This window comes from Ponticoccus sp. (in: a-proteobacteria) (assembly GCF_048381735.1).
Map to the genome: position 1 here is coordinate 178,987 of NZ_JBLXGL010000006.1, position 24,146 is coordinate 203,132.

The 24,146-nt window shown below is 62.0% G+C and carries 17 protein-coding genes, 1 tRNA gene and 1 CRISPR repeat array; of the genes, 17 read left to right on the forward strand and 1 reads right to left on the reverse strand.

Annotation, left to right across the window (positions count from 1 at the left end; genetic code table 11):
• Positions 1-38: 38 nt before the first annotated feature.
• The 16 genes from ACN5KJ_RS12830 (at position 39) to ACN5KJ_RS12905 (ending at position 18,371) form a co-directional block, all read left to right on the forward strand.
• Positions 39-128 (forward strand) — tRNA-Ser (locus ACN5KJ_RS12830).
• A gap of 240 nt (positions 129-368) precedes the next feature.
• Entirely contained in the window at positions 369-602 is a 234-nt protein-coding gene (locus ACN5KJ_RS12835; protein ID WP_418594410.1) for a helix-turn-helix transcriptional regulator, read from the forward strand.
• A gap of 78 nt (positions 603-680) precedes the next feature.
• Positions 681-2,330, forward strand: coding sequence for a DUF927 domain-containing protein (locus ACN5KJ_RS12840; RefSeq protein ID WP_418594412.1), 1,650 nt, complete (start codon positions 681-683; stop codon positions 2,328-2,330).
• A 160-nt stretch (positions 2,331-2,490) separates the two neighbouring features.
• The gene (locus ACN5KJ_RS12845) at positions 2,491-3,294 is read left to right on the forward strand and encodes a recombinase family protein (protein ID WP_418594414.1); all 804 of its coding nucleotides are present in this window, start codon (positions 2,491-2,493) and stop codon (positions 3,292-3,294) included.
• Positions 3,295-3,446: 152 nt separating this feature from the next.
• Positions 3,447-3,851 (forward strand): XRE family transcriptional regulator, encoded by a 405-nt coding sequence (locus ACN5KJ_RS12850; RefSeq protein WP_418594415.1) that lies wholly within the window; start codon positions 3,447-3,449, stop codon positions 3,849-3,851.
• A gap of 804 nt (positions 3,852-4,655) precedes the next feature.
• Complete coding sequence (gene cas3 / locus ACN5KJ_RS12855; protein ID WP_418594417.1) at positions 4,656-7,103, forward strand: CRISPR-associated helicase Cas3'; 2,448 nt, start codon at positions 4,656-4,658, stop codon at positions 7,101-7,103.
• A 111-nt stretch (positions 7,104-7,214) separates the two neighbouring features.
• Entirely contained in the window at positions 7,215-8,684 is a 1,470-nt protein-coding gene (casA, locus tag ACN5KJ_RS12860; protein WP_418594419.1) for a type I-E CRISPR-associated protein Cse1/CasA, read from the forward strand.
• Entirely contained in the window at positions 8,681-9,181 is a 501-nt protein-coding gene (gene casB / locus ACN5KJ_RS12865) for a type I-E CRISPR-associated protein Cse2/CasB (protein ID WP_418594421.1), read from the forward strand. The genes casA and casB overlap by 4 nt, the downstream gene beginning before the upstream one ends.
• The gene (gene cas7e, locus ACN5KJ_RS12870; protein WP_418594423.1) at positions 9,178-10,236 is read left to right on the forward strand and encodes a type I-E CRISPR-associated protein Cas7/Cse4/CasC; all 1,059 of its coding nucleotides are present in this window, start codon (positions 9,178-9,180) and stop codon (positions 10,234-10,236) included. Before casB ends, cas7e begins: the two co-directional genes overlap by 4 nt.
• Entirely contained in the window at positions 10,229-10,927 is a 699-nt protein-coding gene (cas5e, locus tag ACN5KJ_RS12875; protein WP_418594425.1) for a type I-E CRISPR-associated protein Cas5/CasD, read from the forward strand. Before cas7e ends, cas5e begins: the two co-directional genes overlap by 8 nt.
• Positions 10,924-11,595: a type I-E CRISPR-associated protein Cas6/Cse3/CasE gene (gene cas6e / locus ACN5KJ_RS12880; RefSeq protein WP_418594427.1), complete on the forward strand. Its 672-nt coding sequence runs from the start codon at positions 10,924-10,926 to the stop codon at positions 11,593-11,595. The genes cas5e and cas6e overlap by 4 nt, the downstream gene beginning before the upstream one ends.
• Before the next feature lies 1 nt (position 11,596).
• On the forward strand, positions 11,597-12,538 hold the full coding sequence (cas1e, locus tag ACN5KJ_RS12885; protein ID WP_418594429.1) for a type I-E CRISPR-associated endonuclease Cas1e: 942 nt from the start codon (positions 11,597-11,599) through the stop codon (positions 12,536-12,538).
• Positions 12,513-12,803, forward strand: a complete 291-nt coding sequence (gene cas2e / locus ACN5KJ_RS12890; protein ID WP_418594431.1) for a type I-E CRISPR-associated endoribonuclease Cas2e — start codon at positions 12,513-12,515, stop codon at positions 12,801-12,803. Before cas1e ends, cas2e begins: the two co-directional genes overlap by 26 nt.
• An 80-nt stretch (positions 12,804-12,883) precedes the next feature.
• Positions 12,884-13,461: a CRISPR direct-repeat array (repeat unit 29 nt; unit sequence CTGTTCCCCGCCCACGCGGGGATCACCCG).
• A 1,069-nt stretch (positions 13,462-14,530) separates the two neighbouring features.
• Positions 14,531-14,926, forward strand: coding sequence for a hypothetical protein (locus ACN5KJ_RS12895; RefSeq protein WP_418594433.1), 396 nt, complete (start codon positions 14,531-14,533; stop codon positions 14,924-14,926).
• Between the two features lie 3 nt (positions 14,927-14,929).
• On the forward strand, positions 14,930-16,849 hold the full coding sequence (locus ACN5KJ_RS12900) for a TerB family tellurite resistance protein (protein ID WP_418594435.1): 1,920 nt from the start codon (positions 14,930-14,932) through the stop codon (positions 16,847-16,849).
• Complete coding sequence (locus ACN5KJ_RS12905) at positions 16,836-18,371, forward strand: GTPase (RefSeq protein ID WP_418594437.1); 1,536 nt, start codon at positions 16,836-16,838, stop codon at positions 18,369-18,371. The genes ACN5KJ_RS12900 and ACN5KJ_RS12905 overlap by 14 nt, the downstream gene beginning before the upstream one ends.
• 224 nt (positions 18,372-18,595) lie before the next feature.
• On the opposite strand, the gene ACN5KJ_RS12910 is transcribed toward ACN5KJ_RS12905, so the two are convergent.
• Positions 18,596-19,810, reverse strand: coding sequence for a tyrosine-type recombinase/integrase (locus tag ACN5KJ_RS12910; RefSeq protein ID WP_418594439.1), 1,215 nt, complete (start codon positions 19,808-19,810; stop codon positions 18,596-18,598).
• A 1,059-nt stretch (positions 19,811-20,869) separates the two neighbouring features.
• On the opposite strand from ACN5KJ_RS12910, the gene ACN5KJ_RS12915 reads away from it, so the two are divergent.
• A complete protein-coding gene (locus ACN5KJ_RS12915) occupies positions 20,870-23,959 on the forward strand; it encodes a hypothetical protein (protein WP_418594441.1) in 3,090 nt (1,029 codons plus the stop codon).
• Positions 23,960-24,146: the final 187 nt, after the last annotated feature.

The following is a 24,146-nucleotide window of genomic DNA, read 5'->3' on the forward strand; positions in this document are numbered from 1 at the left end:
TTCCAGAATCGCTTTGGCGGGGGTATCGCGGCGGGACCGGAGGTTTGGCAGAGTGGTCGAATGCGGCGGTCTTGAAAACCGTTGGGCGTGAGAGCGTCCCCAGGGTTCGAATCCCTGAGCCTCCGCCATGCATTCAGGTAAATTGTTGAAATTGTTACGTAAATATCAGGTCCACGGGTGATCCCACCTTCCTGCCCGCCAACAGTTGAGTCAGTTTGGCCTCGTGCGCGCGGGCGGCATGGATGACCTAAAAAGCTCGATCAACAGACACTGATTTTTTGTGAGGAAACCGCCCGCATCGCTCGCAGTGCCGCGCTATGAGTAGAGAAGGTCAAAAAGACCGTAATCTCATAGCTCAGGCGGAAAACATGCCTCTGGACAACTCGTCTCTCTACCTGTCTGTCACGCAAGTGGCGGAACGCTTCGGCGTCTCTGAAGATTCCATCTGGCGCTGGAAACGGAACGGCACGTTCCCGGTGCCGCGTCGCCTTGGGCCAAAGATGACGCGCTGGAGACTCGCCGATGTCCTTGAGTTTGAAGCGGGTCTCGAAGCCTGCATGGTGATGACGTTCGACACGTCTGGTATCACTTTCAGGCCCTGAAACCAGCCTCATGATCGAACTGCGCACGCTCCGGACCCCGTTCGGAGATCGCTACCGCTATGGCATCAAGGAACCAGCATGGCTCAAACAGCCGACCATTCGCCCCTCCCCGACGATTTTCTTCACAAGACAGCCTCCGGGTCGGCAGACGCCTCGGACCTGCCGCCAGGGTTCGTGGTGCGGCCCGACGGCATCTACGTGAAGGGCGGCGCGGGTGACCCGATCGCGCCCCGCAACATCTGCGGAACTTTGACGGTCAAGGCTCTCAGCACCACGCCGGACGGGAGGCTCAGGAGCAAGATCGTGACGTTCATGGACATGGATGGACGTGAGCATGAACGGCTTGTCCCCCTGGCCAACTTCGGCCCCGGTACAGCGAAAGTGGTCCAGTCGCTGCGTTCTGGTGGGCTGCGCGTGACCTATGGCGCTGATACCGATGTCGCGCGTCTCCTCGACGAGTGGATCCCAGCGCAACGCGTGATCGAACTCGATCGCTATGGTTGGGTCGGTGCCGGTTTGGATGCATTTTTGACGGCGGACGGATGCTGCGTCGGACTCGACTCCTATCGGTGTTGCAACACAACGGTCGAGACCATGCCTCCCAGCGGCACGTTGGACGCTTGGCGTGTCGACGTTGCAGCGCCCTGCGGCAATGACCCGCTTGCGATCCTGGCGCTCTGTTGCGGACTTGTCGGCCCGTTGATGCGCATCCTCGACCTGCCTTCATGCGGCGTCTACTTTGCGGGCGTGACATCCGTGCAGGGCGACCTGCTGATGGCCGTCTGTCGGTCCGTTGGGCTTGCTTCGGTATGCACGACAGCACTGTCTGGCAAGGCCTTGCTTCGTGCCGGCTACCGTTCCCAGGACGGAACATTTGTGTTGGGTGAACTCGGCGCGGGCAACGCTCCACCAATTTTCAAGGCTCTTGATGCCGCCGCCCTTGGAGGGTCTGGCGACCGCAAGCACTATGGCAGGTCCTTCGTCGTCAGCTTCAGCCCATGGTCGATGGCCGGCATGCCGGTGCGGCGCCCGGGCGCCAGGACGCTGATTGACGGCCTGATCGACATTGATGGCAGCGCATGCACGCTTCCGACCGAAGTTGCACAACGGATCATGCACGCTGCAGGGAACAACCATGCCGTGGTAGGCCCAGCGTTCCTTGATTGGTTGCTGCAGACGCGCTCGAGCTTCCCGACGTTCGCAGAGATGCATGTGCGACTGACACAGCATTTCAAGGCGAGCGTCGATCGCGAAAATGTCGTCGCGGACCGCGTCGCCTCGAGGCTCGCTGCGGTTGCGCTGGCCGGTGAGTTGGCAACAAAAGCGGGGCTCACCGGGTGGCAGAAAGCGGATGCATCCCACGCGTGCTTGAGGCTCCTCTGCGAATGGGCTGCGCGTCAGGCCTGTTCTGGCGATACCGATGCAAATGTCTACGCCCGGCAGATACTTGATTACGCTGCCAAGCACGCAGAGCAGTTCGCCGACGATGCCGGCTCCGAAGGATCAGCCCCTCGGGCGGGCTATCGCGATACCGGACATGTCTACGTTCTGCCGAGAAACTGGCGCGACATTTTTCCGGACGGGGCCAAGAAGGCTGCCAAGGCGCTCAATGCCGAAGGGCTGCTGACATCCAACTCAGACGGCTACCAGTACCGGGTCCCGCGCGGCCTCGATCCGAAGCAGCCCAAGGTCTACGCGCTACGCCTGCCCGCCGAGAGCCCGAAATGACCTGCATTCACGAAATCCGGATCAAACGGATCAGGCTGCGACGGCATGATCCCGATCCCGTTGATCCGGATTTACCCGTGGCCTCTGTCAGGCTCGGCTACTGGCCCAGCTACATCACACTTTACACACTTCTCCCACACCCAGGACACACCAACAGATCATGATCCATACGGACCTCATCACACATCTTGAGATACCCGCGAACTTTGTCAGGCTGAGGCCCAGGATCGCCCCGCGCCGGGCGATCCTCTACACACGCTGTTCAACGCCGCAGCAGAACTCGTTTCAGGATCAGGAGCGCCGGTGCCGGGCATTCGCTGACATCCACAGCATCGATATCATCGGGGAAGCTTACCGCGAAACGGCTTCGGCGCGGGGGCGCTTCCTGCTCTGTCGGCCGGTCCTGTGCGAGGTCCTGTTGCGGGCAATCGAATACGACGCCGTGATCCTCGTTGACGAGATCTCGCGTCTGTCTCGGTGCCGCAAGGATGCCGAACTGCTCTACGACACCGGAATACCGTTCCTCGTTCGCGACCGGGATCTTCTTCGGCCTCTGGGTCGTGACTTCCTGCGAACGCGGATCGCCCGTGCCGCGCGCAACAGCAATCACAAGTCGGCGGCCCAGATCGACGCAAACATCCGGCGCGACAAGAAGGCTCGCCCACGCAACAACCTCGGCGATGCCGAGCGCCTGAAAGGCCGCCTGAAGAACCAGACGCGAAGGGCTGACGACATCCGGCGCGCGGCAGAGTGTCTGGCACATCAGCCTGACATCGCCCGTATGGACCACGCTCAGAAGGTCGGCTACTTGAGCAGCCGGGGTGTACGGCGCGAGTTCGTAAAGGGCGCGCGCGAGTGGGACCTGCAGAGCTTCAAGCGCGCTTGGAAGCGCCAGATAGAGCCGCTGATGCGCGACTACATCATCTTGAATGGTTGGTTCGTGGACGGTTACTCGCCTGCCTAACGCCTAGAACTACTGCGGTCCGCCGGGCCGCAGTACCCGAAGGGTCGCCTGCTCAAGACCCTTTTCAACTCCCAACGCGGCATGACGCAGATCCGCGTCAGAGACGACTATAATGAACTTGTATCGTCACTGAACAATCAAGGATCTCATCCGTGCCAAAACACGTTCACCCCGGTCATCTTTCCCGCCTCGCGCGGCATGTCGCCGCATGCATTCTTGCCCTCTCCGGCGCCAAGTCGCAAAAGGAGATCGCGCGTGAAGCCGGGTTTGCAAACGCCAACATGTTGTCGATGATCAAGACCGGAGACGCCAAGCTTGCGCTCGACCGTGTGCCCGCGCTGTCGAAGGCCCTCGACACGGACGACCGCCATCTCTTCCTGCTGGCTTTCGAACAACAGGGCAACGAGACTGCACTCGCCGCATTGAAGCAGATCATCGGCACTGTCGTAACAAGCAACGAACTCTCTTGGCTTGAAGAACTGCGGGACGCGTCCGGAGGTGCCAATCCACCTCTGACAGCACGCGCCCGCAAGATATTGCGGAGCCTGTTCGAATGATTCATGGACATGACCATCACTTGTTCAAGCTGCCGGACGATCATCGCCATCTGACCGCCGACGAACGCCGCTGGATCGAAGTCCTTCGCGATCTCTACCCCGGTCCCGTCAGGGCGCCGCGCCTCGTCGAAGTACAAACGCTGAGGGGGGGGGCGATGGAGCGCGATAACATAAAGAGTCTCTAGGGGGGCAGTGTTGGGGCTGGGAGCGAAGGCGCCATGTTCTAGGGCCTCTACTCGCGCAGGCTACTTATGGCGCTCTGGTTGGCCCCACTTCGTCGAAGCGTACTGTCCATCTGGAACGCTTGGTGCGACGACTTCATCTCTGATGTGGGAGAGGAAGTACTGCCTGTTACACCACTTGCGCGTGGCGTGTGCCTCGTCACTCCCCTGCATCCGAGGAAAGGCGCTGTTGCCTGGGATCCAGGGAAGGAAGACGAAGCCCTAGAAGAACCGTAACCTGTGCTGGGGATGCCTCGGGGTCCCGGGATGACCCGGGTGGGCAATTCTTCCGCTGTCGCCAGCTCAAGAGTTGTCAGTACAGATTTTGGCGTCTCCGTTCTCACCACGGCGACCTTCGACCGGATAGCTGCACTACAGCGATGTCATCTCTATCGACCGCAAGGCGGCACCAATGTTTGCTCTGGAAACAAGGTGGGGGTAGTTCCGTGTGACGCTGATAGGTCAGTTCCTGATGTCGTTTTCCGGGTCCCGAAGCTGGGGCTTGCCGGCGATCCCGTGCCCTGCTTTAGTCGGTGCGTTGCTCAAACGAACAATGCTGTCTTGCAACATTGAAGGCGTTTTGATGTCCTTGTTTGATTGGCCCGGAAAATCTGCAATAGGCGGCAACCCCGAGCACCCAGCGATTTACCACATGCTAGACGTCGGAGCGGTTGCTGAGTGTTTGGTGGCGCCGCTGGATATCTCCGAAGAATTAAAGCAGTTCTTTGCGTTGAGCGCGGCAATGCACGATCTGGGAAAGATCAGCGAGAGTTTCCGCGCCATGCTGCGTCATGGCGCAACGCAATCCAACGGGCGGCACTGGGAAGTCACAGAGGCTTGGTTGTACAAATTAGATCAGCCGTTCTCAAAGGTCATCGGCGACAGATTCGACCGAAAAGACATCCGTGCGTCTATCGCAGGGCATCACGGACGTCCGCCTTGGCGCGAGGACTTTTCCGCCATGCTCTCAGCGGCTGGAGCTCAGGCGAGGATCGATGCCGAAGTGGCATTTACCACCCTACTGAAATGCTGGCCTAGAGCTCAGCTGAAGGTGCCGGAGGACGAAATTCGTTCGTTGACCTGGTGGCTACCGGGCTTGATCGCAGTGTCTGATTGGCTCGGGTCAAATACCGATTTCTTCCCCGTCCTCTCGCCGGGACCTTCCCCCGAAGCCTATTTGAAGGCAGCACGCCTGAAAGCCGCGCAAGCGGTCAAAACGTCCGGATTGGATTGGCCCACGCCGTCCAATGCGTCCGTCATACCGCCGGACTGGCGTATGCGACCGATGCAGGAGGTTGCGGCCAATGTCAGCATTCCCGACGGGCCAACCCTGGCTGTCATCGAGGACGAAACCGGCTCGGGCAAGACGGAGGCGGCGCTTATCCTTGCGCAAAGGATGCTATTGGCGGGCAAGGGGCGCGGACTTTTCTTTGCGCTGCCAACCATGGCGACAGCGAATGCCATGTTCGCTCGTGCTGCGGATATGGTCGGGCGCTTATACCTCACGCCCCCCAGCCTAGCGCTTGCGCATGGGCGCGCGGCGCTGTCCGAAAAGTTCCGTGAGGTGACGCGGTTCGAACGCGATCCGCGGATGCCGTCCTGCACAACGTGGCTGGCCGATGATCGCAGGCGCGCCTTGCTGGCCAATGTCGGGGTAGGGACCATTGACCAAGCGTTGCTCTCTGCCCTGCCAGTGCGGCATGCGATGTTAAGGCATTTCGCGTTGGCTCAAAAAATCCTGATCGTGGATGAAGTGCACGAGATGGGCGATCCATACATGTTGGAGGAAATGTGCCACCTGTTGGCACTGCACCGGCGTATGGGCGGATCTGCCATTCTGATGACCGCCACGCTGCCGGTAGCCCAGCGAGAGCGCCTATGCGCGGCCTTCGGAACCACAGCCCCGACTAGCAAGGCTTACCCTGCACTGATCATTGCCGGTCATAGTCATGTCAGTGGCCAAAAGACGGGCAGCCCGCGGGGGCCAGTAGCGATTGCCCGACTGCCGACGGCATCCGACGCCATAAGCGTCCTGCGGCAAGCCGTACAATGCGGAGCTGTCTGCCTCTGGGTCCGCAATGCCGTTGATGATGCGGTAGCCGCGGTCGATGCGTTGCGCGAGCACGGTATCGAAGCTGACTTGTTGCACGCTCGTTTTGCCCTGTGCGACCGCCTGAGGCACGAAGCGGCCGCGCTCGCGACGTATGGAAAGGCTCGCAAAGAAAGGACTGGACGGGTGCTGGTGGCGACGCAGGTGGTGGAAAGCTCGCTCGATCTGGATTTTGACGTGATGGTGTCGGATCTGGCCCCGATTGCTGCGCTGGTTCAACGCGCCGGTCGTCTCTGGAGGCACATGGATCGGCGTCCCAGGCCCCACCGCCCGGTGCCGGAGCCTATCCTACATGTGGTATCACCCGACCCGGACGCGGTTCAGGATGCGCATTGGTTGCGGAATGTGTTGGACAGGGGGGCTTTCACCTACCCCGTGGATATGCAGTGGCGCTCTGCCCGGGCGATCTTTGATGCCGGTCGGATCGATGCGCCCAAGGGTTTACGCGCGCTGATCGAGGATGGCTTGACCGGTGGCGTGCTACCGCCTGAGGTGCAACAGGCAGAACTTGAGCGCGAAGCCGAAGGATTTTCTGCGACATCTTTGGCGAGGCAAAACCTTATCGACCTCAACGTCGCCTATCGTGACATCAAAGGGTTTGCCGAAGACGCTGATTTTCCGACCCGCCTTGGCTTGCCCCAAAGAACCTTGGTGTTGGCCCGCCGGGCTGACGCTGGTTTGAGCCCTTGGAATGGTGAAGCGTGGACCTCGACCGCGCGACAGCTCAGCGAAGTGTCGACTTCGTCGAGAAAGCTCGACTGTCTATCCCTGCCAAATCAAGACAGCCCCGAGATCACACAGATCAAAGCCGAATGGCCTGACTGGATGCGGGCGCAAATGACGATTTGCCCGGTTGAGGAGGATGGGTCGATTTGCGAGGGGTTATCTTATGCTGTTGGTGTCGGGCTGATATTCTCCTGATTCAATATTTCCTCCAAGGTGTAGAAGCATGGATTGACCCACCATGCGTTTGTAAATACCGTCGACGTAAATTGCTGATCTTGCGTGACTGCTGTGTCTTTGAATTTGATTTTGGACCGTTGGATCCCGGTTCGTCGTATAGACGGAACCCGTGCTTTGATTGCCCCTCACGAAGTGGCCGATCCACAGATTTCCGCTCCAGATTGGCCCCGTGCAGATTTGAATCTCGCCTGCTACGAGTTTCTGATTGGAATGGTCTTTATGGTCGCGCCGCCATCCGATTTGCGAGACTGGGCGCGCAATCGACCGGGCCAAGCCGCACTGAAAGATCGACTGAGCGCCTTCGCGTCAGCCTTCGAGTTGATGGGCGACGGACCGCGCTTTTTGCAGGATATTGAGCCGCTTCCGGGCGCGCCGAACCCGCCGGACATGCTGTTCATCGATTCATCTGGTGGAAATACGATCAAGAACAACGCGGACGTGATGGTTCACCGCAACCGCTATGACGTGCTGGAACTGCCGCTGGCAGCAATGGCGCTCTATGCGTTTCAGCAATTCGCGCCGGCAGGCGGAGCAGGCAATCGAACCTCGATGCGTGGTGGCGGCCCTCTGGTGACGCTGATCGACCCGGGCACCGGACTTTGGGATCTGGTCTGGGCAAATGTGCCCTATGGCTCTGCCGCCAGCGTTCACGATCTGCCGTGGATGCGTCCGACTCGAACCTCTGAAACAGCCCAGGCGGTTCACCCTGAACATGCTCACTCGGTCGAGGCGTTCTTCGGAATGCCACGGCGTCTCCATCTTGTCGGTGACGATGTCGTAGAAGGGGTGATCCAGCGTCCGTACGGCACGAATTACGCCCTTTGGACGCATCCCACGACACCATATTATCGGATAAAGGCCGGCGCGGAGCTGCTGCCCCGGCACCCTTCGGGTGGGCGCTTGCCCTATCGCAACTGGGCGGGGATCATCCTGTCTGACCCCTCTCAGGAAGAAGGGGGGCTGCGGCTGCGTGCCGCGTGCATTCGCAACTGCTTCAACCGCTTCGAAAATCAGGCCCACAGGATGATCGCTGCTGGCTGGGCCATGGACAACATGAAGCCAAAGGATTTTCTTTGGGCCGAACTGCCGCTCTTGCCGCTGGACACGGATGCGCAGACCCGTGCCGCACAACTGATCGAAGCCGCCAGCCTGGTCGCCAGCGGCCTGCGGCAACATCTGCAGATCTTGCTGGCAGAAGGCAGCGCGCGGGAGGCCGAACTGGACCAGCTCTGGTCCGCGACCGAGGGCGATTTTTCAGCCGCGCTGTCGGGGCTTGCCATAGAGGGGCACGACGCAGCAGCAATATCGCACCGCTTCGTCCGCGCGATTGGCGCACAGGCGCTTAGGCAATTCCAGGCACACGCTTTGCCCGGGATGGTGGACAATTCTATCAAGAAAGCAGGTGCCATCGTCGCGGCCCATCGGCACTTGCAGGCTTTGGTACTGGGGCGCAGCAAGGCGGGACAGAAACTGTGGACGGCAGCGGGCCTGCAACCACCCGTGTCCCGAAAATCTACCAAGCAGGAGGTCGAGGTATGAGCGAAGCCCAACTCCGCCCCGGCCAGGTCATTCTGGCGTGGTGGTCATCAGAACTGGGAGCACGGGCAACCGGTTCACAAAAGGGCCTCTCGGCCCGGCTGAGCCGGGGCGACGACGTCAGTGTCCTGTGCCAGCTGCCAGTACATGCTCTGGCCGGGCGGCTTGGGTTGCGCGACGGGCCGCGTATCGCACGTTTGGCACGCAGCCTTGCAAATATCCGCGAGCATGTGCCGGCGAACCTGCCGAAGCGCCTTGGGGTAGGTGATCCGAAAGCCTTGTCCCCCCTCCGGTTCGAGCGGCTGATCCAGTCCGGCGAAGATGATCTGGAAACAGCCATCCGCCGGGCGCTGCCAATGGTCGGTCACGCAGCCAATGTTGCTCATCTGGGCGAGTCGCTGCTGTTCTGGAACGACAAGATGCGCACACGCTGGTGCTTTGACTACTACGGCGCCGAGGCCCCCACCGAGGCCAACCATTCCAAGGATATCGCTCTATGACGACCTTCGTTCAGTTTCATCTTTTGACCACGTACCCGTTGTCCAATCCCAACCGCGACGATCAAGGCCGCCCGAAGCAGGCGTTGATCGGCGGCGCGCCACGCCTGCGGATTTCCTCGCAATCGCTCAAACGAGCGGTGCGAGAAAGCAGTTTTTTCGCCCAGGACCTGGCTGGCCACACCGGCACGCGGACGCGCAGGTTGGCGACCGAACTGAAGGCCGAGTTGATCGCGCAAGGTGTGGGCGACGAGCAGGCAGACCAGATTGCAACCGATATCGGCACGGCTTTTTCAAAACTTGAGAAGGCATCGACCAATGCGACCACGCTGGCCTTCATCTCACCCGAGGAGTGGGCCCTTGCGCGTAATCTAGCGGCCCGAGCCGTCGCGGGAGAAGCGCTGCCAAAGGAGAAAGACCTGCGCAAAGCCGTGCTGCGTCGTGCAGATGGCGCGGTCGATATCGCGATGTTCGGCCGTATGCTGGCGGACAGCCCAGAATACAACCGGGATGCGGCAGTGCAGGTCGCCCACGCCTTTACTACCCACCGCGCGCAGGTGCAGGACGATTGGTTTTCAGCAGTGGACGATCTGAAGACGCGCGAAGAGGATGCCGGCGCCGGTCATATCGGCGAACACGGCTTTGGCTCCGGCGTCTATTACATTTACGCCTGCGTGAACGTGGATCTCTTGATTGAGAACCTGTGCGGCGATCGCGTTTTGGCGGCCCGAGGTATTGCCTCTCTGGCGCGGGCTCTGTCCACGGCCACGCCGAAGGGAAAGCAAAACAGCCACGCCCACCATCCGCGCGCCGGGTTCATTCGGGTCGAACGTGGGGCCCAACAACCGCGCGACCTGTCGGGTGCCTTTCACAGTGCGGTGGTAGCCGATGAACGCGCGAGCATCGATGCGTTGACGGAAATGGCGGACAAGATTGACCGGGCTTACGGCTCCAATTTCGATGATGTTTTGGTGATGGACGTCGCGCGGGGCACCGGGACTCTGGAAGCGATCGCCGCTTTTGCGGCGGATGCAGTGACCCAGCCAACCCATGCCTGATTTCCTGGTTTTTCAGTTGATTGCCACGATCGGTGCAATGGGCGAGTTCGGCGGTCATGACCGGCGCGGTAGCCTCGACCTCCCGGGCCGATCTGCAGTGATTGGCACGCTGGGGGCAGCCTTGGGGCGGCGGCGCAACGAGTCTTTCGAGGATCTCGATGGATTGGGGGTCGCGGTTGCCAGCTTCGCTCTCACCACGCCGCTGCGAGACTACCATACGGTGCAGACAGTGCCCTCTGCGGCCATCAAACAACCGCAGTCCCGCCCTCAGGCATTGCGGGACGCCGGACGCAAGGTCAACACGACACTGACAAGTCGTGACTACCGCACTGATTGCGTGTTCGGTGTGGCACTCTGGAACGGTGACCTGTCACAACTGGAAGCCGCGCTTCGGCGCCCGGTTTTTCAAACGTTCCTGGGTCGTAAGGCCTGCCCGCTTTCAGCGCCGTTCGATCCACAACAGGTCGGGGCCAAGACCCCATCGCACGCCTTGGCGCATCTACGCCTGCCCCCGTGGATCGGCCCGCGCTCGATGTCAAAGATCGCCGCTGATGAAGGCACCGAACTTGGCGCTCCTGCGCGCATCGAGACGCGCCATGATCGCGCGCTCAATCGTCCGCTTTGGCACTTCGGGTCGCGACGCTACGCCATTGCCCATCCGGATATTCAGACCTCTGAGGTGACATCATGATGTACCTGTCATGGTTGCGACTGTCGCGTTCCCCGCAGATCGCGGCTCTGAATGCCCTGCTCGACCCCGAAACGGCAGGCGACAAACTGGATGCTCATCACCGCTTAATCTGGTCCGCCTTTGCGGGCGATCCGGAGGCAACCCGCGATTTCCTGTGGCGAGACGGCGGCCATGGGAACTTTCTGGTTCAGTCCGCGCGTCCGCCACAGGACAGCCCGTTTTTCGAACCTGCTGAGATCCGCGAACATGCCCCGGATCTTCGAGCCGGGGACCGCTTATCCTTCCTGTTGCGGGTCAACGCCACGCGCGATCTGCGTGGAGATAAACGCAGACGCGTTGATGTCGTCATGCACCTGCTGCATGACATACCGAAAGAACAGCGCAACGCCCGTCGCATGGACATAGCCAATCAGGCGGCGCTGGACTGGATGCAGGCGCAAGGCGCGCGCGCCGGGTTCACGCCGGACGAGGTGCGGGTTCAGGAATACACGGCCTTCACGCTGCCAGGCTATCGTGGCAAGCGCCAAGGCGCGCCGCGGTTCGGCATTCTCGACCTGACGGGGCAGCTGACGATCGCCGAGCCCGACGCCTTTACACAAAAACTGCAGCAAGGCTTTGGTCGCGCAAAGAGCTTTGGTTGCGGCCTCATGCTGATCCGGCGCGCCTAATATGTCATCCATACCGGGCCTGCCTCCACCGCGTCCGATCCCGCTCAAGGACCGGGCGCAGCTCGTCTTCGTCGAACGCGCGCAGCTTGACGTGCGCGACGGTGCGTTTTGCGCGGTCAATGCCGATGGCACGGTCACCCAGATCCCGGTGGGAGGCCTCGCCGGTCTTATGCTGGAACCGGGCGCGCGCATCAGCCACGCGGCAATCGCCCTCGCCGCGCGCACCGGCACCTTGATCACATGGGTTGGCGAAGGTGGTGTGCGCCTCTACTCTGCTGGCCAGCCCGGAGGCGCGCGCTCAGACAAATTGCTTTGGCAAGCTCGGCTGGCGCTGGATGACAATGCGCGGCTGAAAATCGTGCGCCGCATGTTCGAGATCCGCTTTGGCCAGCCAGCCCCCGAGCGCCGTTCTATCGACCAGTTGCGTGGTATCGAAGGCGTGCGTGTCCGCGAGACCTATGCCCTCCTGGCACAGAAATATGGGGTGGCATGGAAACGTCGAAAGTACGACCCAAAGGACTGGGAGGCGGGCGACACCCCCAACCGATGCCTTTCCGCGGCCACCGCCTGTCTGCACGGGCTGACCGAAGCCGCTGTTCTGGCCGCTGGCTATGCGCCCGCCATCGGTTTTTTGCACACGGGCAAACCCCTGAGCTTCGTCTATGACATTGCCGACCTGTGGAAGCTCGACACCGTCGTGCCAGAGGCGTTCCGGATAGCCGGGCAAGCTGCTCTGGGCAAACTCGATATGGCGCCGGACCGCGCCGTTCGCCTTGCTTGCCGCGATGCCTTTCGCAAGAGCGGACTGCTGGCAAAGATCATACCGCAAATTGAAGAGGTCCTTATGGCGGGAGAGCTGCGCCGTCCGGACCCGCCCGCAGATGCCGTGGGGCCTGCCTTTGAAGAGGAGATCGGCCATGGCGATGATGGTCATCGTGGTTAGTCGAGCACCGCCACGTCTGCGCGGGCGGCTGGCGGCCTGGCTTCTGGAAATCCGGGCCGGGGTCTATGTCGGAGACTACTCCGCGCGAACCCGCGAGATGATCTGGGATCAGGTCTTGGGTGGCACTGAAGAGGGTGATGCGGTTATGGTCTGGCATACCCCGAACGATCAGGGCTTCGACTTTCTCACCACCGGCCGGAACCGCAGGATGCCAGAGGACTTCGAGGGGTTGCAACTCATCCGGTTTCTCCCACAGGGCCGCTAGCATTGCAAATCACCGGCCCAAAGGCTGGTACGCTTTTTGACATTCAGATTACGAAGTGGAATCAGTTACTTCCAGCAAGACTGTTCCCCGCCCACGCGGGGATCACCCGGGCGAGATGATCCGGGCGGATGTTGCGGTGGACTGTTCCCCGCCCACGCGGGGATCACCCGGGCGAGATGATCCGGGCGGATGTTGCGGTGGACTGTTCCCCGCCCACGCGGGGATCACCCGCCGCAGCCGCCGGTTACAGCCACGTCCCGAATCTGTTCCCCGCCCACGCGGGGATCACCCGCTGTCGGTGTTCGGCGCGCAGCTATTCCGTTCCTGTTCCCCGCCCACGCGGGGATCACCCGACATGGGGCGAGATGACCCGTGGTGGGAAGGGCTGTTCCCCGCCCACGCGGGGATCACCCGGTTCATGCGCGCCCTCGTTTCAGTACCGGCGCCTGTTCCCCGCCCACGCGGGGATCACCCGATGGCGTGGCGTGAACCTGGAGCGTTCAGCGCCTGTTCCCCGCCCACGCGGGGATCACCCGATCCGGCTGGTGCATGACGTGCCGCTGATCGGCTGTTCCCCGCCCACGCGGGGATCACCCGGAAAACTGGGTCCAGCAGGGAAACAAAGAAGCCTGTTCCCCGCCCACGCGGGGATCACCCGCCGGTGGCGTCATTGCCTGCGTAGGCGGTGCGCCGTTCCCCGCCCAGCATGGCTCCTCCGAATAAAACATGCGCATAGCGGCGTCGTTATGCACGTGTCTTACCTCGGAACCCCGACCTTAGGCAGGCGCCCCCAATCGGTCGGGTACTTTCTTTGCAATCTAAGCTCTCATTCAGTTCCACGCCCGAGAATGTCTGCCGTCCACTTGAGCAGCACACCCGTCATCTCTCTTGAACCAATTCAGGCCCGGCGCCGCCGAGGCGGTACGAACCCTTACCTCAGGTGCTGAAACCCTTACGTGACCCTTCCCTCGACCCTTACATGCACCCTTACCTCGGAAGCATCGGACCCTTACCTTACGCCCGCAAACCCTTACATCCGGGACCAGAAGGAAGGGTCAGGGCCAATGAAATAAGGGTACTTTTCCCTTTTGGACCACCTCTGTCCAAAAAACCGCGAAAGTGATTTAAAAAGCTGCAAGCAACGGCGAGACGATGTTTGCCAGGATCTCATTCAGAACGTGCAAGCGAGTGTTTCATCTTTTGCGCGACCGACGCACGTGTGAATTGCGGCGCAGTTTTGTCTGGCATGACGTTGGCATCATGACCAAGCCGCGATTGCCTTGTCTCCCAGCGAGGCTTGGGCCTTGCTGCCAGATTCCCTTGGAAGTCAGAGAAGGGAAGTTTTGCCCCGCACGGCAGCATTCGATGGGCTTTGCGGAAATCGACAATACCTCCGATGCGTCCGGCAGCATATGCGTTTTTGTGAGTGTCTGCTCCCGCCAGGGGGATTTTTCAGCTTCATGCAAGGCGGGGTGACACAGACCGGACATAAGTCGGACCCCACGGGACCCGTTTCATGCGCTGGACCAAGATCGAGAAGTCACACCCAACGATTGGCAATCTCTGCGCGCGGCAAAGCGCTATCCTGGCAACAAAAAACTGTTTTATTCAGAGGCAGGACATTCTTCTTGGCGGCTGATGCTGCCACCTATTAGACCATACGACGCACAGGGAAGGATCTATTCATGTCGCCAACACATCCGCTTAATCCGGGAAATGCAGGTATCGTGAAGGAACTGAACCTGTCTCTTCCCCTTCGGAAGCTGACGGCCCACATAGATCAACTTGATGCATCGGCCGATTTCAAAGCGGTCCTCAGAGACTTGGCAAAGGTGACATGGACCGTCGGTTCGACGGTTGTCGCCATCGGGCGCAAGATTCTGTCTGTCGCGCTGGACATCGTGACGACATTCCCAGGCACCCTGTTCGGCGTGGTAGTCGCCTTCATCGTCACCCTGATTGTCGGGACCCTGCCTTTGGTCGGACCGCTGCTTGCTGCGTTTGCCGGTCCGATCATGCTGGCGACGGGTGTGACGATGGGCGCCTTGTCGGACCTCCGGTCCTCAGCTTGGTCGACGAGGGTTGAGGCGCTTCAGGCGCAACTCGCCGCCGTGAAAGCGTAAACCTTGGCAACCGTTGTCCACGATCAGGCCAGTCATTTCGAGGGCGTCACGCGGGTGGTCGCCGAACCGCTGAAGTTCAAGGCAAAGCTTGCGATCGGAGAGGATGCCTTTGCGTCGCTGCAGGCCGCGCGCATGGTTGGCAGCCTCTGGCAGGTTGGCACCGCTGCAACGGCCGGAGGGCTGGCGGCGAGCTCGTCCGCCGTGGCGGGAACGTTCTTCGGCGGTGGATGGCTCGCCGCTCTTGGCATCGGTGCGGCGGTGACACCTGTTGGCTGGGTGGTCGGGGCAGCCGTTGCAAGCGGTGCCGCGTGCTACGGGGTTCTAAGCCTATTCCGCAACTACGAAGGCTCGCGCGTCCAGAAGGTGCCGACCTTCATCAACACGCCCATCGACGTGCTCGGGGCGGCTCTGTTCGACATGATGGGATCATTGGCCGTACGTGTGGCCTTGGAGGCAGAAGCGGTCGATGACTCCGAGCGGGCGGCGATCACCGACTACTTCATTGCGGAGTGGGGCCTTGATCCGGCCTACATCGCCGCCGCTTTGCCCGTCATCGAGCGCAGCGCCGAAGGCCGCAACATCGACGAGATTGCCGAGGCGCTGGCCGCCTATAATCGGGACAACCCCGACTGTAGCCTCGAAGCACTCAAGGCAGAGCTTCTGGCCTTTCTGACCGAGATCGCATCGGCGGATGGCGTCCTTCATGATGCGGAACTCGCTGCCATCACGCGGACAGACCAGATTCTTCAAAGGGCAACGGGCGGATGGTCCAAAACCGCCCGTTCGGCGCTGGGCAGCGTCACTGCCGCGCCTTCATATCTATGGTCCACTGTCTCCAGCGGAGCGTCGGCGCTGATGGGACACGGCAAGGCGCATTCGCAAAGTCCTTCCCCGCTCGACCATTCCGTCCCGGTTCTGTGGCTGCTGGGAAAGACAGGTGCCGGCAAGTCTTCGCTGGTACAGGCAATGACCGGAAAAAGCGCGGCCGAGATCGGAAATGGCTTTGTCTCCTGCACCCGGACGGCGGATACCTACGACTTCCCGGCGGAGGATCCCGTCCTGCGCTTCCTGGATACGCGCGGGCTAGGCGAAGCAGGCTATCGTCCAGAGCAAGATCTTGCAGCGAACGGGGACGCTTCGCAGATGATACTCGTGGTGTCGCGCCTCGACGATCCGGTCCAGGGCACTGTCGCGGACGCGCTTGCGAAAGTGATCCGAAAGAGGCCCGACCTGAACGTCGTCGTCCTGCACACCGCGGCAGACAAGGTTGCCGACCCGGCCGAACGCAGAAGGATCAAGACGGCAAACCAGTCGCTCCTCGAGAAGTCGGCGAAGCGGGACCTGCCGTGGCTCGAACTGGACCTGTCGATACCCTCGAAAGCCGATCTGGAGGGGCTGAAAGAAGCTCTGTCCACGACCCTGCCTTCCGTCGCGATGCTGATGGACCGGAACAGGGCGAGCGACGCGGAGGAGGCGGCCTTTCTGGCCAATCGAGGCACCATTCTGCGCTATGCGGGTATGGCGACCGCCTCTGGTGCCGTGCCCCTTGTAGGGGCGGCGACAGCCCCAGCCCTGCAACTCGCCTTGGTCACTGCGCTGGCAAACAGTTATGGCCTGCCCTGGGATCGTGACCGTCTGATTGCTTTCGTCTCTACGCTTGGGACGGGCGTTGTCGGAGGCGCACTGGTCGGCGTTCTGGGCCGTAGCCTCGCCGGAGCCATCCCGGTCGTAGGCCAGACGGCCGTTCCGGTGCTGACCGCAGGATACGGCTTTGCCTCGACCTATGCCGTGGGCCGCGCGGCCGCCTACTGGATGTATCATACCAAAGCGGGCCGCAAGGTCGATGGGCAGGCGCTTCGGGATCGCTACCGTGCCGCCTTCTCGCAGGCCGAGGTGAAGGATGCCGCCCATGCCAAAGGCTAATGTCGTACTCAAACGCATTACGCGCAGCCCTGCCGTTCTCGCAGTTGTGATCTACGCCCTGCCGTGGCTAGCGCTGGTCGTACTCGGTGTGCTTTGGCTGGCAGAGCATGACTGGCTTTTGCCTTTCGTCGGAATCACGCTTGGCCTGACTCTTCTCCTTAGGCTGGCACTTATGCTGCTCCGCCGATTGTGGAGGCGATGGAGTACTGCGCCCGGCGATGCCGATCATGAGCCAATCGTCGCTCCGAATCCGGACTGGACCGAGCGGGAGCTGGCGGCATTTAAGAGCCTGTGCGCGGGCATCGCTCGGGAACCGGTTCCATGGTCGAACCTTCGCCAAGTTGCCTTTGATCTGGTCGAGGAGGCCGCCAAGCACCTGTCAGCTGGCGAAAAGGGGGCCTTGGACTTCTCGATCCCCGAAGCGCTGTTGTTGGCGGATCGCGTGATGATCCGCATGCGGCGAAACCTGCATGACATGGTTCCGTTCTCCGACCGCATCAGCCTCAAGACTCTCCTCTGGATGTGGCAGAATAAGGCATGGGCCCAACGCGGCGCCACTGCAGCCGGATGGGCTTGGCGTGCGAAGCGTCTGGTCACCAACCCGCCTGCCGCCATCATACAGGAGATCCAAGGGATCGTGACCAGTGGGGCCGATGGCGGCGAGATTAGGAATTTCAGCGTTGTCATCGTTCAGCAGGTCATTCTGGAAGAAGTCGCGCGCGCCGCGGTGGATTTGCACTCCGGTCACATGCGTTTCACGGACGAGGAATTGCTCAAGATCGAGCTTGGCTCGGCCGTTCTCGACAAGCGCATCCTCGCCCAGCCGGACGAGCCAATCCGTTTGCTTGTCATCGGCCAAGTGTCGGCGGGAAAATCCACGGTAATCAACCAGCTCGCTGAAAGCACGATCGCCGAGACCGACATGGCACCGACCACACCGGGTCTGACCCGACATGTGTTCGACATTGACGGACTGGCATATTCGGTGATCGACAGCCAGGGAATCGACGGCAGTGACCAAGTGGCTCAAGCATTGCTCGCACAGGTTCTCGAATGCGACCACATCCTCTGGATTGTCCGCGCTGACCGCCCCGCACGCGCACCGGATGTCGAGTTGCTCCGAATGATCGAGACGGCCTTCGCTGCCCGCCCGTTGCGGCGGGTGCCGCCCATGACCATCGCCGCGAACGCGGTGGACCAATTGTTGCCGGACTGGCCTTTTCCCGAACATCACCTGACGAACGAGGCGCAGACGACCGTCGCCGCCGCCAGCAGCGCCATCTGCGCTGATCTATCCTGTCGGGAGGCGATCCCGCTGGTGTCCGAAGGAAGCGTCTGGAACCATGACCAGTTGAGAGCCGCGATCTTGAACGGCGCATCAGACGCCTTGGCCACGCAGCGCAACCGCCGGCGCATGACGGGGACCCAAGCGGGCAGTTCGGTATCGCAGGAACTTTCGCGAGGTGCGTCCGGCATCTGGCAAGCAGGTCGCCTCGCAAGCGGGAAACTCTTTGGGCGCTAAAGCGGATTTCTCTCGGTAAGATAGATCCGATGGCGGCCGGTATCTGCATTCGCCCTCGGAGTTGATGATACTCTGCTCGCGACGCCCTTGACGTGTCATGCAGAGTTCTGCCTGGAGCACACCGCGGCTTCGCTTGGGCGACTGTCGTTCGTTACCGTGTCGCTTTTGCAGGCGCCGCACTCGTTCCATTGCTTGTGCACTGATCAGGGGTAGGGGCGAGAGGCTCACTGCAGCACAAATTGCGCCCAATCGCGCATCATCTGCCGACGCCGTTCGACCATGTCACTTCGACGATACGCCTGTTCGACTGCAGTACCGACATCATGGGCAAGCGCTAGTTCGGCCATGTCCGATGGGTACTCGGTGCGCTCAGCGGCCCAATCGCGAAACGTGGACCTCAATCCATGCGGCACTAAGGGCCGTCCACTGACGGAGTCGACGAAAGCTGTCCTGCCAGCCGCGCTTTCGGACTCGTTGATCCTGCGCATGACCGCGGACAGGGTCATGTCCGACATTGGACGGTTGTTCATTCCAGGAAAGATAAGGTCCGCTCCCGCGAGTCGAGGCGCTGCCGCAAGCACAGCCATCGCAGCGTCAGACAGCGGGACGCGGTGCGTGCGCTTCATCTTCATGTGCTCGGCAGGTACGGTCCAGATGCAGGTGGTTTGGTCGATCTCGGCCCAGGTCGCCATGCGGATCTCTTGAGAGCGTGCAGCGTTCAAGAAAAGAAATTGCATTGCCAGAGCCGCGATACCTTCACGAGCCTGAAGCAACGCGAACCACCGCGCTACGTCGTCTAGCTGAAGGGCGGGACGATGGGCCTGCTTCTTGACCTTGTTCGGAGAAGGTAGAACTTGATCAAGGTTTCCTCGCCAGCGCGCGGGGTTCTCGCCTTCTCGCAGGCCTGAAACCGTCGCCCAAGCCAGAACGTTCTCCATACGACCACGCAGCCTGGCGGCTGTCTCTGTCTTGGTCTGCCAAATCGGTTTCAGGACCTTCAGTATATCATCCAACATGATCTGCGACACAGGCTTGTCGCCAATGACCGGATAGGCATAGGCTTCGAGTGTAGAACGCCACTGCTTGGCGTGCTTGTCGTTGCTGAACTCGGCCTCGCGTTTGTCAGCGAAGAAAGTTTCGAATGCGATTGCGAAAGTGACGGCGTTCTTCGTTGCCTGTTGGCGCGAACGCTTTCGCTCTACCACGGGATCGGAGCCAGAGCGCACGTCAGCGAGAAGTCGACGGGCTTCATCCCGCGCGGTCGAGAGGGGCACGGTAGGATAGGAACCCATCCCGATCTCTTTGCGCTTGCCATCTATCGTCGTACGGAGGATCCACGACTTGGCAGCATTGCGATTGATGTTCAAACAGAGCCCTGTGACGCCGCCGACAGCGTGCTTGCCCACGCCCGTCAGTCGCTTCACTTCCAGCGCGCTCATCTCTTTAGCAATCTTAGGCACGATCCCACCTAACGATAGGCGATTGTAAGTGGAGGTTTGAGGGTGTCTGCAAGTAAAAAGATCGAGATCATAACGTAAATATTCGATAATTAATGTTTTTTCTGAAGTCTGCTGTTGTGTGCAGGTGTGGTCGGGCGGACTGAGCCTCCGCCAGAATTGCGGGCAATTCCCTGGCTTGATTGTTCGGTCCCAAGACCTGTGGGCCTTCCCGCCCGCCTGTTGCCTGTCCACGCGGGAAACTGCCGGGCGGCATGTTCAGGGTCTCTGCGGGGCCGGTCCGTCCTCCGGCAGTGTGGCACAGGTGCCGTGGGGGATTCCTCTTGGGGGTCCGGCGTGGTACCCGGGCGTCATGAGCAGGCCCGCACCATGACGCAGGTGCGCCTTGGTCAGATCGGATTTGGCCAGGACTGTCAGTCAATTGCATGGTGCCAGCATCACAGGGAAAGCGACGCTGAAGACGCGTCCGGCTCGGGGCGGGTGTCCTGCGTCCATGGCGCTTGTCGACCCCGGCAGGGCCGCGACCAAGGCGTGCGTGTCGCCGCTTTCGGCTGACGGATCCGAAGCCACATCCGACGGGCAGCCCGTCGCAGCGCTCAAAGGCTGCGCGGCGGTGGCTTTCCGGGCGACCGGCCGGTGTTTCGTCTCGATGTCTCAAGCGGCGCGTGAAGAGGTGTTTCCGCCGACCGGCCTGCTTGGGGTGAACGGCCCGGGCTGGGCCGGGTCCGGGGTGGTCCCGGGGCGGGTCGGGGGCGATGGCGATGCCGCGCCCCGTTTCGGCGGACCGACCGGCGGGGGCGCGGAGCGGGACCCGCGCGTTCAGGGCGGTGGGGCGATTCAACCTTTGATTGCCGGGCGTTGCCGTCTTTTGGCTGTGAAGTGTAAAAGCCCCGAAGCTCGCACGGGGTGCTTACATACCAAAGAATGTGGACAGGCGGGTAGCCGAAAGCTATACAAACGAAAGAATGTTCGATCTCCCATCGGGAATCGAGCCGGCTTGGCCGTGACGCGGCGAATGACCTGAGTGAAAGGAACACCCGATTGGGGGCTCGCAGGGGAAAGAGTGGTTCGGGCAGCAGGCCGCTGACGGTCGAGGGGCCGCAGGAGCACGTCTACGTCGCGCGCGAGCGCGATGCGACGGTATCCGCGCGGGCTGACTTTGGTCAGGCCGGTATTGCCGCGATCTCTGGCGTCATCGGCATGGGGCTTGCGACCCAGAACGCCACGGCAGAGGGCCAGACATCGCTTCAGGCCGCTCTGCCGCCCAAGGAGGCGCCGGGCCGGATGTCCGGCGACGCCGGCGGAAAGCGGGCACCCGATACAAGCAGGGCGCCGATGGAGTCCGCTGAGACCGGGCCCACGGACGAGACCGGATTGAACGCGGCGCCGCCGGTCGAGGTGCCGGGGGCGGAAGATCTGGCAGGCCCCGAGTCGCAGGCGGCGGTAGAGATCGATGTCGGCGCAGGGCCGTTCCCCTTTGCGGATCCCGACAGCGAGGATGAGCCGACGACGGTAGAGGTGGCAAGGGCCGCGACTGCCGATGCGATTGACGCGGCTCCCACATCCACCGCCCCGAAAGCGGTTGTCGAGGCGCGACCCGAGGTCGGCATCGTCAAGCCATTGGAACCGGCGGAATCCGACAGCGATCAACCCGCCATTGCTCCGTCTCCGCTGCCCGAGGACGGGCCCGCGCCTTCGACCGATAAGCCGGCCAACGCATCCGGAGGGGATGAGCCCGCCGATGCGGATACTGACGGGGGCGGCCTGCTGGACGGCATCGTCGGCGAAGACGGGCTCGTGGACTCGGTCCTGGACACGGTGGTCGGCGAAGACGGTCTGCTGGATGGCATCGTCGGCGACGACGGGCTCGTGGACTCGGTTTTGGACACGGTTGTCGGCGAAGACGGTCTTCTGGACGGCATCGTTGGCGAAGACGGGCTTGTGGACTCGGTCCTGGACACGGTGGTCGGCGAAGACGGTCTTCTGGATGGCATCGTCGGCGAAGACGGGCTCGTGGACTCGGTCCTGGACACGGTGGTCGGCGAAGACGGTCTTCTGGATGGCATTGTCGGCGAAGACGGGCTTGTGGACTCGGTCCTGGACACGGTTGTCGGGGAAGACGGTCTGCTGGACGGCATCGTCGGCGACGACGGCCTCGTGGACTCGGTCCTGGACACGGTGGTCGGGGAAGACGGTCTTCTGGATGGCATCGTCGGCGACGACGGCCTCGTGGACTCGGTTCTGGACACGGTGATCGGCGAAGACGGCCTGCTGGACAGCATCGTCGGGGAAGACGGCCTCGTGGACTCGGTCCTGGACACGGTGGTCGGCGAAGACGGTCTTCTGGATGGCATCGTTGGCGACGACGGCCTCGTGGACTCGGTTTTGGACACGGTGATCGGCGAAGACGGTCTTCTGGACGGCATCGTCGGGGAAGACGGTCTCGTGGACTCGGTCCTCGACACGGTGACCGGCGAGGGTGGCGTTGTTGACGCTGTGCTGGGCGACGACGGTCTGCTGGGTGGCATCGTCGGCGAAGATGGCCTCGTGGACACGGTGCTCGATACGGTCACCGGCGAGGGCGGCGTTGTCGACGCTGTGCTGGGCGACGACGGTCTGCTGGGCGGCGTTGTCGGCGACGACGGACTTGTGGACACGGTGCTCGACACGGTCACCGGCGAGGGCGGCGTTGTCGATGCGGTGCTGGGCGACGACGGCCTGCTGGGTGGCATTGTCGGAGAAGACGGCCTTGTGGGTTCGGTCCTCGATACGGTGACCGGTGAGGGCGGGCTTCTGGGCGGGCTGCTCGGCGGCGTGCTGGGGGGCGGTGGCTCGGCGGATCCCGTCGCGGATGACGACGCGCCCTTGGGCGCCGTGCCCGAAACGCCGATCGACGCTGTGCTGGGCGACGACGGCCTGCTGGGTGGCATTACCGGCGACGACGGCCTTGTGGGTTCGGTTGTCGACACGGTGACCGGGGACGACGGTCTGCTGGGCGGCGTTGTCGGCGACGACGGTCTTGTGGACACGGTGCTCGACACGGTCACCGGCGAGGGCGGCGTTGTGGACGCGGTGCTGGGCGACGACGGTCTGCTGGGCGGGCTGTTCGGTGACGACGGTCTTGTGGACACGGTGCTCGACACGGTGACCGGCGAGGGCGGCGTTGTCGATGCGGTGCTGGGCGACGATGGTCTGCTGGGCGGGCTGTTCGGCGACGACGGTCTTGTGGACACGGTGCTCGACACGGTCACCGGCGAGGGCGGCGTTGTCGACGCGGTATTGGGCGACGACGGTCTGCTGGGCGGGCTGTTCGGGGGCGGCGGGCTTCTGGGCTCGGTGCTCGACCCGGTGATCGGTGAAGGCGGGCTGCTGGGGTCGCTCTTCGGCGCCTTTGCGAAAAGCGATGACCCTGCCGAAGCCGAAATCGTAGCCGAAGCGGACAGCGGTACCGCGCTGGATGACGCGCCCGAAGGGGGCCTCGTCTCGGCCTTCGCTGGCGATACGCTGGCCGGAGACGGCGGTGCGGCGGACGGGGGGCTGGGCGCTGATGAGCCGCTGGCGACCGCTGCCGGGACCGAAGGCCTTGTGGAGGCAGCGCCGGACAGCGCGCCGACCCTTGGCGAAGCGGCGGACACGGGGCCGGGCGACGATCTGGGTGATGATCCGGGCGTGGATGACTTCGTCGATACGCTGCTTGCCTCCGGCGGCGGCGAGGACCTCATTGCCGCCCTTGTCGGCGACGACGATGTCTTCGGGATCGATGTTCCGCTCGACCCGGTGGAGGATGTCGACGATCTGACCGCGGGTCTTGGCGGGCTTGCCGACATGGGCGGTTCCCTGATCGAGCAGGGCTTGCTGGCCGATGACGCCGTTCCGGATGACGAGATCGACAGCTTGCTGACGCAGATCCTTGGCAGCTCTGTCGACGGTGATGTCACCAACAGCGGGCCGGGCATCTTCGACCTGCTGATCGGAGGCGATGCAGAGTCCGACGACCCCGCCGCAGCGGTCGACACCGGCGATGGCGGCCTTCTGGGCGAGGCCGAGATCGATGGCGTACTTTCGTCGCTGTTCGATACCGGAAGCGGATTGCTGGGCGGTCTGGGTGGTGCGGACGACGAAACCGGATAAGTCTTTTGGGGGTGTCTTTGGTTGACCCACATAAATGCAGGTAATATGCATCTATTGGGTGTATTCTCCTGTAAGGCGAGTTTCAGGATATAATCCGAACCCAGGGCGCCCGTGAACACCTGTGTTCTCTTCGTCCTGCTGGCGCGTTCGAATTGTATGTGGTCGTTTGTTTGCAGAGGTTTGGACC

Bases quoted from the DNA above. Each gene is read 5' to 3' on its own strand.
- ACN5KJ_RS12835 (WP_418594410.1), top strand. From the start codon at position 369: ATGCCTCTGGACAACTCGTCTCTCTACCTGTCTGTCACGCAAGTGGCG.
- ACN5KJ_RS12840 (WP_418594412.1), top strand. From the start codon at position 681: ATGGCTCAAACAGCCGACCATTCGCCCCTCCCCGACGATTTTCTTCAC.
- ACN5KJ_RS12845 (WP_418594414.1), top strand. From the start codon at position 2,491: ATGATCCATACGGACCTCATCACACATCTTGAGATACCCGCGAACTTT.
- cas3 (WP_418594417.1), top strand. From the start codon at position 4,656: ATGTCCTTGTTTGATTGGCCCGGAAAATCTGCAATAGGCGGCAACCCC.
- casB (WP_418594421.1), top strand. From the start codon at position 8,681: ATGAGCGAAGCCCAACTCCGCCCCGGCCAGGTCATTCTGGCGTGGTGG.
- cas7e (WP_418594423.1), top strand. From the start codon at position 9,178: ATGACGACCTTCGTTCAGTTTCATCTTTTGACCACGTACCCGTTGTCC.
- cas5e (WP_418594425.1), top strand. From the start codon at position 10,229: ATGCCTGATTTCCTGGTTTTTCAGTTGATTGCCACGATCGGTGCAATG.
- cas6e (WP_418594427.1), top strand. From the start codon at position 10,924: ATGATGTACCTGTCATGGTTGCGACTGTCGCGTTCCCCGCAGATCGCG.
- cas1e (WP_418594429.1), top strand. From the start codon at position 11,597: ATGTCATCCATACCGGGCCTGCCTCCACCGCGTCCGATCCCGCTCAAG.
- cas2e (WP_418594431.1), top strand. From the start codon at position 12,513: ATGGCGATGATGGTCATCGTGGTTAGTCGAGCACCGCCACGTCTGCGC.
- ACN5KJ_RS12905 (WP_418594437.1), top strand. From the start codon at position 16,836: ATGCCAAAGGCTAATGTCGTACTCAAACGCATTACGCGCAGCCCTGCC.
- ACN5KJ_RS12910 (WP_418594439.1), bottom strand. From the start codon at position 19,810: ATGAGCGCGCTGGAAGTGAAGCGACTGACGGGCGTGGGCAAGCACGCT.